The organism is Microcoleus sp. PH2017_35_SFW_U_B (genome assembly GCF_020737865.1).
Taxonomy (GTDB): Bacteria; Cyanobacteriota; Cyanobacteriia; order Cyanobacteriales; family Microcoleaceae; genus Microcoleus.
The window spans coordinates 45,056-59,957 of sequence record NZ_JAEQDE010000025.1 but is presented as its reverse complement, the minus strand read 5'-3'; the positions used below and the strand labels follow the sequence as shown (position 1 = coordinate 59,957).

7 protein-coding genes and 2 pseudogenes are annotated in these 14,902 nt (G+C 47.5%); 1 reads left to right on the top strand and 8 read right to left on the bottom strand.

What is annotated here, in order from left to right; all coding sequences use genetic code 11:
• Positions 1-267: 267 nt before the first annotated feature.
• Positions 268-5,802: a PAS domain S-box protein gene (locus JGK36_RS04960; RefSeq protein ID WP_293196986.1), complete on the bottom strand. Its 5,535-nt coding sequence runs from the start codon at positions 5,800-5,802 to the stop codon at positions 268-270.
• A 681-nt stretch (positions 5,803-6,483) separates the two neighbouring features.
• Here JGK36_RS04960 and JGK36_RS04955 point away from each other — a divergent pair.
• Positions 6,484-10,296 (top strand): glycoside hydrolase family 2 protein, encoded by a 3,813-nt coding sequence (locus JGK36_RS04955; RefSeq protein ID WP_293183402.1) that lies wholly within the window; start codon positions 6,484-6,486, stop codon positions 10,294-10,296.
• 3 nt (positions 10,297-10,299) lie between these two features.
• Here JGK36_RS04955 and JGK36_RS04950 read toward each other — a convergent pair whose 3' ends face one another.
• The 7 genes and pseudogenes from JGK36_RS04950 to JGK36_RS04920 form a co-directional block, all read right to left on the bottom strand.
• Positions 10,300-10,686, bottom strand: a complete 387-nt coding sequence (locus JGK36_RS04950; protein ID WP_293183400.1) for a type II toxin-antitoxin system VapC family toxin — start codon at positions 10,684-10,686, stop codon at positions 10,300-10,302.
• Complete coding sequence (locus JGK36_RS04945; RefSeq protein WP_293183398.1) at positions 10,683-10,919, bottom strand: toxin-antitoxin (TA) system antitoxin; 237 nt, start codon at positions 10,917-10,919, stop codon at positions 10,683-10,685. The genes JGK36_RS04950 and JGK36_RS04945 overlap by 4 nt, the downstream gene beginning before the upstream one ends.
• Before the next feature lie 119 nt (positions 10,920-11,038).
• Positions 11,039-11,209 (bottom strand): annotated as a pseudogene (locus tag JGK36_RS04940) (HNH endonuclease); the annotation flags it as partial.
• 27 nt (positions 11,210-11,236) lie between these two features.
• A pseudogene (locus JGK36_RS04935) lies at positions 11,237-11,671 on the bottom strand (KGK domain-containing protein).
• A 237-nt stretch (positions 11,672-11,908) separates the two neighbouring features.
• Positions 11,909-12,292, bottom strand: a complete 384-nt coding sequence (locus JGK36_RS04930; protein WP_293192107.1) for a type II toxin-antitoxin system PemK/MazF family toxin — start codon at positions 12,290-12,292, stop codon at positions 11,909-11,911.
• Positions 12,255-12,458: a hypothetical protein gene (locus JGK36_RS04925; protein WP_293192105.1), complete on the bottom strand. Its 204-nt coding sequence runs from the start codon at positions 12,456-12,458 to the stop codon at positions 12,255-12,257. Before JGK36_RS04925 ends, JGK36_RS04930 begins: the two co-directional genes overlap by 38 nt.
• 5 nt (positions 12,459-12,463) lie before the next feature.
• Positions 12,464-14,890 carry a dynamin family protein gene (locus JGK36_RS04920; RefSeq protein WP_366516566.1) on the bottom strand — a complete coding sequence of 809 codons (2,427 nt, stop codon included), beginning with the start codon at positions 14,888-14,890 and terminating at the stop codon, positions 12,464-12,466.
• Between the last annotated feature and the right edge of the window lie 12 nt (positions 14,891-14,902).

Below are 14,902 nucleotides of genomic sequence, written 5' to 3'. Positions count from 1 at the left end.
ATTTAGGTATGTAGTTGCGCTTAAGCGCTCTTGATTTAGGTATGTAGTTGCGCTTAAGCGCTCTTGATTTAGGTATGTAGTTGCGCTTAAGCGCTCTTGGTTATATGTAAGCTCAGAGCGCTCAAGCGCAACTACGTACCTGGAGGAGCGCTTAAGCGCAACTACGTACCTTTCCGGAGCGCTCAAGCGCAACTACGTACCTTTCCGGAGCGCTTAAGCGCAACTACGTACCTGGAGGAGCGCTCAAGCGCAACTACGTACCTTCTGTTAGTGTAAGGTTTTTAACTGAGCTAAAACTGTGGCGAATCGAGCAGAATCGATCGGCTTTGCTAAGTGTTCGTCGTAACCGGCCTCGATCGCCCGATGCCGGTCTTGTTCGCTAGCATAAGCTGTCAGCGCCACAGCGGCCAAGCGCTTGATTTTGTCAGATTCGGACGATCGCACTTTGCGGATTAACGAGTAGCCATCCTCAACCGGCATCCCGATGTCGCTGACTAAAATATCCGGCGGCGACTGCTGTAAAATGTCGATCGCCTCTTGGGCTGAAGCAGCAGCCATCGCCAGAGCCCCCAACTGTTTCAGCGCCAAAACCAAAAACTCGCGGTTGTCGGGTTCGTCATCAACTACCAATACCTTTAAACCAGCCAAAATACCAGGACTCACGGCAGCTAATTGCCTTTCCTCTATCAACTGCGGCTGCTGACTCCGACGCTGTTTCAGGGGCAGCATTACTGTAAATGTCGCCCCGAGTCCCTCTCCGGGACTTTCGGCGCGTACAGTGCCGCCGTGAAGTTCCACCAAGTGCTCGACGATCGCCAATCCCAGTCCCAAACCCCCGTAAGCCTTAGTAATTGAGCCATCTGCTTGTCGGAAGCGATCGAACACGTAGGGCAGAAACTCAGCAGAAATGCCTTTGCCGGTATCGCTAACAATAATTTGTATGTAATTAGGTGATGGGGAATTAGCAACAGCTACCGCAGACAAACGCAGTTGGACTGTTCCCCCGGATGGCGTAAACTTGACGGCGTTAGTCAGCAAATTCGAGACTACCTGCTGCAACCTCTGGGCGTCGCCCCACATCAAACTGATTGCGGGGTCAAATTCCGAGGAAACAGTCACAGACTTAGCCTGAGCGGCGAAACTGACACAATTGAGGGCAACTTCGATCGTCTTTGTCATGACGAACCAGCCGGGTTTTAGAACCAGCTTGCCTTGAATAATCCGGGAAACATCGAGCAAATCTTCGACTAGCTGCGTTTGCACCCTCGACTGACGCTCGATCGCTTCCAAACCGCAAGCTAAAGAATCTGGTGTGTACGGGCGGGTGCGGAGCATTTGGGCCCAACCCAGAATTGCGTTTAAAGGCGTGCGGAGTTCGTGGGAAAGAGTGGCTAGAAACTCGTCTTTCCGGCGGTTGATGGCTTCTGCTTCTGCCCGCGCGGCTTGTTCGCGATCGAGCAACTGAGCGAGTTCTGCCTCGACTTGCTTGCGATCGCTGATGTCGGCGACGATCGACATACAGTTAATGTTACCCTTGGCGTCGCGGACTGGAGTTGCCCACAAACCGATGTCGATCGAGGTGCCGTCTTTTCTTTGGCGCTGGGTTTCCATGCCGGCGATCGCATTTCCAGCGCGAATTCCTTTCAAATTCTCCATAAATTCCTCCCGCTTGTCTGGGGGAACGCTGGGCAAAAATTTACCTACCGCCTCGGATTCTGGCCAGCCAAAAATCCTCTCAGCGGCTGGGTTCCACATTTTTACAATGCCGTCCTCGGCGCCGAAAACGGTAATTGCTAGGGGACAAGCCTGGATCAAGGCTTCCAAAGTTTGATTGATTTGCGATCGCGCCTCTTCTGCTTGTTTGCGATCGGTGATATCGACGTTCACGCCGATAGTCCGCAGGGGCAAACCGCGCTCGTCCTGAAACACCTTAGCCCTGCAAGCAATCCAGGCGACGCTGCTATCCGAGCGGCAGATGCGGAACTCGATGTTTAATTCCTCGCCGTTCGTCGCCGCAGCCAGTACCTGCTGTTCGGTGAAAGTGCGATCGTCTGGATGCACCATTGCCAGCAAATTTTGATAGCTGCTCTGGAAACCGCCGGCCGGCAGCCCGTACAAAGCCTCTAACTCCGGCGTACACGCGAGTTCGCCCGTTTGGACGTTCCATTCAAAAGTTCCGATTTTGCCTGCTTGCTGAGCGATTTGCAGCCGTTGTTGATTGTTTTTGAGTTCTGCTTCCACCCGCGAGATTTCGGTCAAGTCAATGTAGAATCCGACGATCGTCTCTGGTTCGCCCTTGTCAGGGCACAAAGTCGTCGCGCCCATCAGCACCGGCACGCGGCTGCCATCTTTGCGGATGTACTCTTTCTTAAAAGGAGTTGCGACTCCCGACGCCCGCAGTTCCCCGGCCGCCCGGGCGTCGAGGTGGAGGTATTCGGAGGGGGTCATATTGTCCCACCGCATTTGACCGGAGAGCACGTCTAAGCGAGTATAGCCCACCATGTTGAGCAGGGAGTCGTTGGCGTAGGCGATGCGGCCGGTAAAATCGCCGATCGCGACTCCGAAAATATTTGAGTCTAACAGTCGGCGGAATAAAGCTTCGCTTTGCTGGATTACCCGTTTTGCTTGGTTGCGATCGGTAATTTCGGCAACCACGCTGCTGACTCCCAACAGCGTTCCCGATTCATCGATCACGGGGTAAAAGCTGACTTGCCAATCCCGCACAACTCCCGGCTGTTGAAGGGTTTCGGCCTTAAGTTCCATGTCGAGTACGGGGGTTTGCGTAGCGAGCACTTGGCGGTAAATCGGCTCTACCAGATTGGCAAGTTCCGGTATCGCTTCTCTGACGGTGCGCCCGATGTGATCTGCGATCGTGCGGCCGTTGATCGCAGCGAGGCATTCGTTCATGCGGATGTAGCGCAAATTGGTATCGAGAAAGCACAGCCCGACTGGTGTGGTGTTGTAAACTAAGTCGAGTTCTGCTAGTTGGTTGCTAATGCGAATTTCGTTTTCTCGGATCTGGTTTTGAGCTTGTTTGCGATCGGTGATATCGACCACGAAGAACGATCCTTTGTCTGTGCATCCTTGCAAGTGTCCGGCGCCGACAAAAACTGGGAAGCGCGTGCCGTCTTTGCGGATGTATTCTTTTTCAAAAGGCTCGCAACTTCCTGATGCTGCGACTTGGGCGAGGGCTGCGCGATCGAGTTCTGCGTATTCCGGCGGCGTGATATTGCTCCAGTGGATTTTTCCTGAAATTAAGTCTTCTCTCGTATATCCAATCATGTCCAGCAAGGCGTTATTAGCTTCGGTAATTTCGCCGCCCGCCTCCCAGAAACCAATGCCGATCATGTTAGAATCTACCACGCTGCGGAAGCGCATTTCACTTTCCCGCAAAGCTAATTCTGTTTGTTTGGCTGCGGTAACATCTGCGATAATTATGCCAGCGCCGATGATTTCTCCCCTTTCATTTTTCACCGGGTAGTAGTTGGCGAGCCAGTAGCCGAAATATCCGGGTCTTCCCCCATGTTCGCCGCTGACTTCTACATTTAAAACAGGTTCGCCGGTTTCTAGAACTTGCTGAATTATTGGTGCAAACTCGGCAGCGGATTCTGGCAACAATTGGCGGTAGTCTTGACCGAGATGCTGTTCTGCTGGCAAACCGTTGAGTTCTGCTAATACTTGATTGATGCGGATGAATCGCATTTCGCGATCGAGAAAGCAAATCGCTAGGGGAGATGCTTCTAACAGCGAGTCAATTAAGGCGAAGGATTGCGATGTTTGAGCTAGTGCTTGCTGCGCTTCTGCATAAAGTCTGGCGTTGTCCAGGGCGATCGCCACGCGGTATGCTAAATCTTCTAGCATTGCCATATCTTCTGCACTGTAGCGGCGCCCCAACTTTGAGGTAAAGCAAGTGATCGCACCCATTACCCGCCCGCGCGCCTTCAGCGGTACGCAAGCGTGAGAACCGATATTGAGCGATTCCCTACGGGATAGCTTCGCCGCGCGTAGCATTTCAATTTCTGCTGCATTTTCGGCTGCTGCTGCTAAAATCTCCTCATCCACTTCGGCAATTAGTTGGGATTTGCCGGTGCGAATTACCAGCGGATAGCCGTTAACAGCATCAAAGGCGATCGGGCTGCAAACTCTCAACTTATTAATCGTATCAACCGTAGAGGCTTCTGCGTGAGCCACAGCGACTTTGCGGACTTTTGAGTCAGTTTCGGTCAAATGAATGCAGCACCCATCGGCAACAGAATTAACTGCTAATTCAGCGACATTTTGCAGCACTGTTTCTCCGTCAAACGCAGCAGCCAAAATTTTGCTAACTTCTGCCAAAAATGCCGATCGCTGCTGTTCTATTTGGGCTTTTTCTCGGGCTGCTTGCTCGGTTGCCAACTGCAATCTTTGACTTTCTGTAAGTTTGAGTTCTGTGATATCGCGGGCAACAATTAACGCCGATTCTGGTACGCCGTCTTTGTCAAACTCTGGAACTACGCGAGATTGATAACTTCTGATGCCGTCGGTTGAGTAAGCCTGAAATTCGATGACTTCTTCTCGACCAGTTTCTAGCACTTTGCGGAGAGTTTCATCCCACCTCTGGCAAAGTTCCGGCGGCATTCCTATCTCTTGACTGGTTTTCCCGAGGAAGAATGAAATTGGTTTTCCTTGAGTTCGGGCAACTGCTTCGTTGACATAAATATAACGCAGTTCTTTATCGGTGCGGATAATCACATCGGGCGTATTTTCTAGCAGCGTTCTCAGTTGCTGTTCGCTGCTAGACAAAGCTGCTTGTGTTTGCTGTCTTTCAGTAACATCTCGCACCGTGCCCACGTGTCCGATAAGTTCCCCACAGTCGGAGAACATCGGCGCCGAACCAACATTAATCCAGCGCACAATCCCCTCTGCTGTTTGCAGGCGATACTCGATCGCATATTCCCCAAGTTCCCGAGTATAATCCAGCCATCGGCTCAATACGCGATCGCGGTCTTCCGGGTGAATGCAATTCTCCCAACCATCTCCTAAAAGTTCTGCCAAACTCAAGCCACAAATCGCCTGAGTGCGAGGGTTTGCATAGGTGTAGCGCCCCTCAAAATCTGCCATAAAAATTCCCACAGGCGAACAGGAACTTAAACAGCGAAATCGTTCTTCTTGAGCTTGCAGCGCTTCTTTAGCTACTGTTAGCTCAGCCGTGCGCTGTTTGACGCGGTTTTCTAGCTTGGCGTAGGATGAAGCCAAGGCTATTTCTGCTAATTTGCGATCGGTAATATCGATACCACTTGCGATCGCATATTCTACCAAGCCATCAATACCCAGCATCACTGTATTCGACCAAGAAATGAAGCGCTTGGATCCATTTTTAGTGCGCCAATAGTTTTGATATTCGCTGTAAACAACTTCTGCGTTTAGATTAGCAAAAACTGTTTGAGCTGCCTCAACTTCTTCGGGAATCAAGAACAGATCCCAAACATATTTATCCAGAACTTCTGCTACCGAGTAGCCAGTTGTTTTTTCGCAAGCTTGGTTGAATCGCACAATCCGTCCTCGACTGTCGAGAACTACAATCAAGCAAGCTGTGGTATCAGTTACTTTTGAAATAATCTGGCGTTCTATTTCTAGTTCTTGTTCTGCGGACTTTAAACCAGCATACCAGCCGCCAACCATTGCAGCGGCAAGAAGTAAGATTGCAGGAGTTGCCTGAAGTGCAAACAGTAACAGAGTTGTCAGCAGTAAGGCCGTGCCTGCGGTAAATGTAGCAATGCTGTAAGATTTAATGGGTAAAGGCAAGACCTGAAACCGACTCATTTTTTTTTGACCTGTAGCGATGGCGCGATCGCACTATTTCTGTTTGTGCCTATAAAACAACATGGTTAAAAAAAATTATGTGTTTTTTCTATACCAAACCACATTTGTCGGCGCCGTGCCATCTTCCCACAGACAGATTTGCTGAAGTCAGTTAACAGTTGACAGTTGATAGTAGTCATTAGTAATTAGTCATTAGTCATTAGTCATTAGTCAGTAGGGGCGGTGGATGGTGCGTGCCCGCCCTCATCAGTCATTAGTCATCAGTGCTGTCCCCGCTCGTAAACCTTATCATCAGTCATCAGTCATTAGTCACAGAGAATCAGAAAAATACTCCCAATCTCCCCCTCTCCCAATCTCCCCCTCAGGAGCATCTCATTTTTGTAAAAAGCATTTTTTCTTTGAGTGCGAGCGTCCCCGCTCGCGTATTTTACAATACGCGAGCGGGGACGCTCGCACTATAATAAATGCAAAACTGAGATGCTCCCTCCCACGTCTCCCCTTTCTCCCCTTTCTCCCCTTTCTCCCCTTTCTCCCCCTCTCCCACTCCCCCCCTCTCCCACTCTCCCCTTTCTCCCACTTTCCCCTTTGTCCACTCGTCGAAACCAAGCAATTGATGCGCGCAGCAGCTTATGATAAATGAAGAGACAAACTGGATAAGTTGATTTCTGGGAGGAACTTACGATGAATCACAAGCTGGCAAAAATTATCGGATTATTTTTCGCAGCCGCCATCGTCTTCGGATTCATCGGTTACGCGGTGCAAAATCCCAACTCGGTCACCAACTCAGTAATGTCGATCGGCTTTCCGAATCTTACTACAGCTACCGCCAGCGCGATCGACAACCAGCGCAACCAAATCTATCTCAACGGCACCTGGCAATTTGTCCCCGCCACAGGCAACCCCCAAAGTCCCCCCGCCTCCCCAAATTGGGGCTCCATCCAAGTACCCGGAGACTGGCAAGAAGAAAAAAACGAATTCATACCCGGAATCATCACTCGCGGCACCGGCAAAGACTGGGAAAACTTCAACAGCAAACAACTATCAAAAGCTTGGTATCAGAAAAAAATAGACATTCCCGGCGAGTGGAAAAACCGCCGCATTTTTATCGACTTAGCCAGAGTCAGCACCGATGCAATTATCTTTGTCAACGGCATTAACTGCGGTCAAATCGAATGGCCCTACGGCAATATTGAAATTACCAAAGTAGCCAAACCAGGTCAAAATACAATATCTATTTTAGTCGCGGCAGTCTCCGACGAAAAAGACAAAGCCGTGATCATGAGTCCCACAGAAATATACACCACAAAATCCAACTTGCAATCGCGGGGAATCATCGGCGAAGTCAGGGTTCTTAGCGTGGCCCCAGGCCCGCTAGTTAGCGATGTATACGTCCAAACTTCCACCAGAAAAAAGCAAATTAAATTAGATGTAGAACTCAAAGACATTACCCAAAACGGTCAAGTTCAGCTTGTAGCGCAAATGCTCGACGAAAAAGGCAAAGTCGAACAAAAATTTACAGGCACTGCAACCGTTCAAGCCAAACCAATTCAAACCGTAAAAGTCCAGTGGGATTGGCAAAGTCCCCGCCTTTGGGATGCCGGCAAACCCAACCTCTACACCCTGCAATTAGAAGTAACAGGCAGCGGCGTTAACACGCAATACAACCAACCCTTCGGCTTCCGCGAATTTTGGGTACAAGGGCGCAAATTTTTCTTAAATGGCACCGAGTTTCGCCTGCGTCCCGCCTTGCATTCCGATACATGGGAAGGTGGCACAGTAGAAGTTTCAGACAGTTTAATAGACGCCTATGTAAAAGCTGGTTTCAATATAGCAGAAATCTGGCCTTGGAATCACGACGAACGGGGTAGATGGCACTTCAGAGAACTATTTTCCGAACGCGCAGACCTCAAAGGTTTTCCAATTATGGCGCCCGCATTAGATATTACTCCCATAGCTTGGAGCGAACAATGGAATAACCGCCAAATTATCGATCGCTGGAAAGGGCGAATGACAGCAGAAATGCGCCGCTACCGCAATCATCCCTCAGTATTAATGTGGGCAACAAGTCCCAATTATTTCGGCAACGGTGACGACCAAAATCCCCGCCGCATCGGCAAGAAAACAGTAGAAGGAACAATCGGCCCCGTCGAAGACCAGCGTTTGCGGGCAAAAACCCCCCTGGGAAATGAAGCTTTTGCTGCTATGAAATCTGTAGACCCAACCAGACCTGTAATGGTACATCAAGGCGGCACTTTTGGCGATGTTTATTCGCTAAATTCTTATTTAAATGTGATGCCGTTACAAGAAAGGGAAGAATGGATTTCAGAGTGGAGTAAAACCGGAGAAATGCCCTACATGGTAGTAGAATTTGGCACGCCTCTGCACGCGACCATGATGCGGAACCGCCAAGGTTTTGATAAGGTGATTGTTAGCGAACCTTGGATGACTGAATTTGCAGCAATTTACTTTGGCAAACAAGCTTACGACTTAGAAACTCCCACTTATAAACGTAAAATTCGCGAGCAATTTGTCAAGGATATGCAGTATAAAAGCTGGCACATGAGCAAGGATTTAGATTTTGCACCTGCTTTTCAAAAGTTGCAGTATTTATTCAGTACGAATACTTGGCGGACTTGGCGGACTTTTGGAATGTCTGGGGGCATGATTCCTTGGCAGCAAGGACACGGTTGGGATGTTTCGGATGCTGGCAGAACCAAGGTAGATCTGGGAGGATTTCAATCGGGTCGCCGAGGTGTTTATTTGAAGCAAGTGTCCAACAATCTGATGCATCATTTGCAACCAGAAGCTTACAAAATTTATCCGGCAGGGGAGGCAATTATGAAGAATAACGGCCCGACTTTAGCTTGGATTGCTGGTGCTAATCAGGCTTTTGCTGCCAAAGATCACAGCTTTTTTGCAGGCAGCAAATTGGCTAAGCAAATAGTATTAATTAACGATACCAGAGCGCAGCAAGATTTTGCATTAAATTGGCGAGTTATGGTCGGGGGAGAAGAGGTAGCAACTGGGGAGAAGAAGGGGAAAATTGACACAGCAGGCACGCTATTTTTCCCAATTGACGTGAAATTGCCAAATACAATTTCTAGCAAAGCTGACGGCGAAATTAGTTTAACTGCACGAATTGGCGATCGGCCGCATTCTGATACATTTCCTTTCCGGGTGTTTGCCAATCAAGCCAAAATCAAGGATACGCTAACAATCTTCGATCCAGTTGGCAAAACATCGGCAATGTTAAAGCAGTTAGGTTATAGTCTGGTGCCTTGGAATGGTTCGCAAGTTTTATCGCTATTAATTATCGGTAGGGAAGCTTTTTCTAGCGGGCAAAATTTGCCAGGAAATTTAGAAAATTTCGTGCGAAACGGCGGCAAAACAATGGTGTTTCCTCAGCGCCGGGAATGGTTGAAAAACATGGGTTTGCGGGTTGCCGAACACGTCAGCCGCCGCGCCTATCCAGTTGACAGCAATCATCCAGCAATTATCGGTTTAGACGGTGAAGATTTGCGGGATTGGATGGGGGAAAGTACGCTGGTTGAAGCTTATCCAGATACAACTCAAACTGGATCGAGATTGAGTCCAGCAAATATGCCTTGGTACGGCTGGCATTGGGGAAATCGCGGCGCAGTCAGCAGCGCTTCAATTGAGAAGCCGCACCGCAGCGGTTGGCGGCCAATTTTGGAATCTGAGTTTGATTTAGCTTATTCCCCGCTGATGGAATTGGATTATGGAAAAGGGCGGCTGATTTTAAACGAGTTGGATTTGGAAGACCATTATTCTGTAGATGGTGGGGCGGCGCAGTTAGTCCAACAAATTGTGAGTTACGGGACGAATTCTCCAATGCTTGGAAAGCCGGATAAGGTGGTTTTAATTGGGGGAGACAAAGATGCCAAGAAGTTGGACAGTTTGGGGGTAATTTATCAGCGGGCTAATGCGCTTTCTCAGGATGCTGGTTTGGCGATTGTGGGTGCCGAAGCGAATCTGAAAGATGCAGATTTGCGCGCTTATTTGAATGGTGGCGGAAATGCGTTTTTCTTGCCGCGTCAAGTACCTGTTGCGGGTTTGGGCGTGGGTTTGCAGCAGGCGAAGGATTTCGGGGGTTCGCTGGCGGTGCCTGGTTGGGATGAGGTGAAGGGGCTTAGCGGTTCGGATTTGCGATCGCGCTCTTTTTATGATACTTGGTTGATTAAGTCTGGGGGAGAAATCGGTGCTGACGGTTTGTTAAGCCGGGTTGCTGTAGGTAAGGGCGTGGCGATTTTCTCTCAAATTGACCCGGATAGTTTGAATGCTGATGCTAAGACTTATTTGCGTTTTACTCGCTGGCGGCAAACTCGGGCAAATGCTCAGATTTTAGCTAATTTAGGGGCAAGTTTTAGGGCCGATGGTGCTGTATTTAACGGTTCGAGTCAGGAGTTTTATCACCCGGATTATAAGACAGATTTTGAGAATGGGGACGATCCTTATCGGTATTATCGATGGTAGGAGTTACCAGTCAATGTTGACCGGATATTTGGCAAATATCGAATCGCAACTCACTAACACAGCGTCTTCTATATTGGCTTGAGCAATCAATAGGCGATCGAAGGGATCTTTGTGATGAGTTGGTAAGTTATTCAAGGCTAAAACATGAGCAATAGTAATAGGTAGCAATTCTATATTGTTAGTCACTTGCTGGCTTTCTATCACTTCTGTTAAAGGCAGATTCAGACTTAGTTTACCAAGTTGGAGCTTGATTTGGATTTCCCAAATGCTGGCAACACTTACAAGCAAAGTATTTTCTGGATTTTGACACAAGGCAAGAGCTTTTGGTGAAAGTCTTTGCGGGGAACTGTCCCACCAAATGAAGGTATGAGTATCGAGGAGTAATCTCATAGATTCCCTGTCCAGAATTCATCAGATAACGGTTCATCAAAATCCTCACTTGTCCAGATTGTTCCAGCGTGCAATCCTGCTGTGCGCGGCTTAGCTGGGGATGCAATGGGCGCTAATCGTACAAGGGGAATGCCACCTTCTGTGAGAACAACCTCTATACCTTTAAGTGCTAGAGATAATAACTCTTTTAAATTTGTTTGTGCTTCTTGTATGTCAACTGTTTTTGTGAGCATTGCAGTTATCCTAGCTAGGAGTTAAAAGTGCGATCGCATGGCAGAGTGCAATTTCCATATCAAACGGTCAAACTTATTATACTAAATATCACAGGTCAAAGTGTCGCTTAAAGCGCGGTTTGCAGGTTGCTGATGTCGTTGCTGCCGCCGCGGGCTAGGGGGATGATATGATCGATCGACAGTTCTGCTTCTAGTTTGGTTTGGCCGCAGCTTTGGCACTGATATTTGTTGCGGGTGAATACGTATTTTCTGACTTCTGGAGGAATGCGGATTCTCGGGGTTTTAGTCATTATTTTTAACCGCAGATGTTTGATGGATTAGCTGGGTGAGTTTTCTTGTTGGAGAAGTTGGCGGCGCAAATCATCGAGGGGGGATTCCGGTTGGTTGGTTTCTGAGTTGTTGTTTTCTGGTGTTTCTTCGACTTCTGGTTCGTCTGGGCAAAATTCTATGGTGACATTGAGTTTGAGCTTCATCTTCCCTTTCTTCCAGCCCTGAGCACCCACTCTGAGAATTTCACAATCTATACCCTCACCAAATCAGTTTTCATAAGCCCTAGTTTGTTGGTCAGTATTTAAACCTACATCAATATCTAGTTTCTGTTGGCTTAACGACTTATTGAGTGTCTGTGCTAACTCATCTTCAGGTAAAACTCTATTTACTGTTTCCTTGAGTTTTTCTACTTTAAGCATTGCGTCACCAAAAGATAAAGCATCATCATTACCGCAGTTATGGAAATCAAATTTATCTTCCATATTAATCTCTAAGTTCTTTAAACTGTCATCCTAACTATTTTAGAGTAGCATCTATATTTTGGCAAGAATCCCGGCGGTTGGAAACCGCGGCTATACAAACGATGTCCGCCTCCGCGGACTAAGAATGTCTTCAACCCGCGGAGGCGGGTTTTGTCTGTGTAGCCGCGATTTCCAATCGCCGTAATTTCAATCGCCAAAATTGCAATCATTCACTTACCACCCTCGTGCAAGTCCTATTTAATCTACTATTTCTAATTCCAAAGCTACCATCAAACAGCGATTAACGTGGTTTATAGCCTCAGTTGAAAAAGCACCCAGTTTGCGAGTAATCATTGACTTATTGAGGGTAAAAATGGACTCGCACCTAACTACAGACTCAACTCTAATACCAGCCAATGCAATTTCATCTCCTGTTATCAAATATTGAGCTGCCGTCAAAGAGCGAGTTGTCTTAGAAGTACAAGGTACAATCATCACATCGTCAATAATTTGGTTGAGATTATCTGCCGAAATTATCACAGCCGGACGCAGTTTAAACTGTGTTAGCTGAGTAGAAGGCATGGGTACTTGAGCCAACACTACATCACCTCTTCGCAAGTTCATCAGCAAATAGTTCGTCATAAATGTCATTTTCCGCACTCAGCCAATCTTGATAAGCTTGGGATACAAGCATCGGTTGAACAGATTCTTTTCCTGTTGTCAAAAACTGCGCTAGGTTGAGAAGTATTGCCAACTTATCATCGGGAAGTTGCTCGATTATTGTTAGAAGTTTTTGGCGAATGTTCATAGCAATCATTCACAATCCACAACAACGCTATTATTTTCTCCAATTACAGGCAACAAATGCTCGTGCAACTTCATCGCCTGCAAACAACTATTAATCACAGAAACCGCCCGATCGTACTCTTGAATCTTCTCTTCATTCTCAGCTTGCAGCCGCAGATTCTTAGCAATCTTCTCCTCAGCTTCCTGTGCCAAAGTTTGCTCCAAATAATCGCGGGCTTGACTGTATTTCTGCAAAATATCATCAGCTTGCTGTTCCGCCATCGGTAACAAATGCTCTTTCAGCGTTTGATTCACAGTTTGGCGGAAAGTTTGCCGAATGGTTTTCGATACTTTTGGCTCAAAATCTAGCCTCAATAATTGCCGAATTGCTGGTTGCGCGTCTACCATATTTTCGCAGTCAAAACCTTGGGATGTTTGCTGCAATGTTTCCCGGAATTGGTAAATCGAAAACGTGCCTTCGTCGTAAAAACGGGGACTTTCTCGCACGTAGCGATCGCACTCCACGCCCGCCGCATTCACCAAAGCACGAGAAACCCGCTGTGACAACTCCTCTAACTGCTGTTCAATTCCCCCGTCATTCCCCAACAACCGATAAAGCAATCGATAATATTCTGACTTACGAATGCTGTCTTTTAAATACTGGAAATAATTCTCAACCAGTGACTTAGTAGCCTCTACTAAAATATCTTCCAACTGATTGGCTAAATAATAAAGCGCTTCCACTAAAACCGCAATTAAAGGTGCAGTAGCATTCCGCGGATGAGTCATCAAAGTTCGTCCGTAAGCCGCCTCAACCGAAAATCCATCTAGCAATTCATCCAAGCGGCGAATCATCCGAGATTGCAGTTGGCGAAAATCTGTATCGAAAATATCGCATCTGTTCATAATCATATCATTGACTTCTTTGGCGATATGTTCTCGAAATTCCTGTCCGACTTGCTGCAATTCTTGATTTAGACGTAAAAGTTCTTGGGCTTTCATCGCTTCAATTTCGCGGGGCTGGCTGTCCAAATTCCGCTGAATTGTTTGGTATTGTTTCCGCAGTTGAATGCACAAATCCTCTAAATCGTCAGCGAGATTTCTGAACAGTTGCGGGCGCTTTTCTTTTGTGAGATAATCGGTGATGGCTGTGCGAAAATCTTCGATGCCGCTATCTTGAATTAATTGCTGAATTAATGGTTGACCTTGTTCTGCCAGAATCCGCACGTAGTTTTGACTGGGCGTTTCGTAGCTGTTAACTGAAATCCGAAATTTGCTGGGAGATAGTTTCCCGGAATTCGCACAGTAGCGGTTAAATTCGCTGACAAATAGCGGTGTTTCTTCAGTGTTTTCACTTTTACTATCCGCATTCGTGTCTGCATCAACTCGATCGCGACTTTCGACAAATATGCTATCCAAACCAAAGCGATCGCGCCCGGTTGTCCCTTTTATCAAACTCCCGTAAAATCCCAGCAATCCGCTGGTTTTATAGACTCTGGCGGTGTCGCGAAAGTCGGAATTAATCAGATTTTCCAAGCGCTGGATCAGTTGCGCGTTGTACCAAGTTTCGTCAATGCGGTTGAAAATGTAAAACAGGCGATCGCGAATTCCGGGATTCGATCGCGTTTTCTCCATCAACTCCGTCTCTTCCGTCGTCATTTCCCCAGACGACGCAGCCTTCAAGACGCACACAACCGCCGAAGTATCCGGGCTTTCAATCTTATCATAGGTCAATTCCGCATCCTGTTTGACAGGCGCATCAATTCCCGGCGTATCAATAATAATATTCCCATCTTGCAGCAGCGGATGGTAACAGTAATATTCAACTCGCTTGAGTACAGCGCTGTTGCTACCGCGCCGCGCGTAACTTGCAGCTTCCTTGAGATTGGAAAAATTAAACTGTTCCATCGAATAAGTTGCATTTTCCACAGCTTGAATGCGATCGCGATTCGCTTCAAACCCTTCTAAAAGTAGAGTCAAAGCCTTCGCTTGTTTAGCTCTCTCCGATTTATTTTCTCCGCCTTCCTTTTCGATAATTATGCTGCATCCCTGAGCTAAAATTTTAACTACATCTGTGAGATTAATATCAATTTCAGTAGTTAAATTTAACTGTTCGCAAAGAGCATAGGCTTGCTGGCGAATCTCAACTTCGCTCGAAAAAGTGAGAACAACACGCTCTTTTTGGGTAGATTCAGCGTAGGCGATATAGCATTCAGTACCGGTTGCGTGTCCGACCGCACTGTAGAGCAATTCTCGCTCCAACAAAGCATTAATTAGCATTGATTTTCCCGCACTGAAAGCGCCCGCAAACACAATCTCAAACTCGGGAGAAATTGCCTTTTTTAGAGAAGCTTGTACCGCCGTGATATCTTGTTGTCGCAAAGACGGTTCCTGACGCAGCAGTTGCAGTAGAGAGTCAACTTGCTCTTGCAGATTTTTGCATTGAGGCGGCATTTGAGTCATCGC

Bases quoted from the DNA above. Each gene is read 5' to 3' on its own strand.
- JGK36_RS04960 (WP_293196986.1), bottom strand. From the start codon at position 5,802: ATGAGTCGGTTTCAGGTCTTGCCTTTACCCATTAAATCTTACAGCATT.
- JGK36_RS04955 (WP_293183402.1), top strand. From the start codon at position 6,484: ATGAATCACAAGCTGGCAAAAATTATCGGATTATTTTTCGCAGCCGCC.
- JGK36_RS04950 (WP_293183400.1), bottom strand. From the start codon at position 10,686: ATGAGATTACTCCTCGATACTCATACCTTCATTTGGTGGGACAGTTCC.
- JGK36_RS04945 (WP_293183398.1), bottom strand. From the start codon at position 10,919: ATGCTCACAAAAACAGTTGACATACAAGAAGCACAAACAAATTTAAAA.
- JGK36_RS04930 (WP_293192107.1), bottom strand. From the start codon at position 12,292: ATGACGAACTATTTGCTGATGAACTTGCGAAGAGGTGATGTAGTGTTG.
- JGK36_RS04925 (WP_293192105.1), bottom strand. From the start codon at position 12,458: ATGAACATTCGCCAAAAACTTCTAACAATAATCGAGCAACTTCCCGAT.
- JGK36_RS04920 (WP_366516566.1), bottom strand. From the start codon at position 14,890: ATGCCGCCTCAATGCAAAAATCTGCAAGAGCAAGTTGACTCTCTACTG.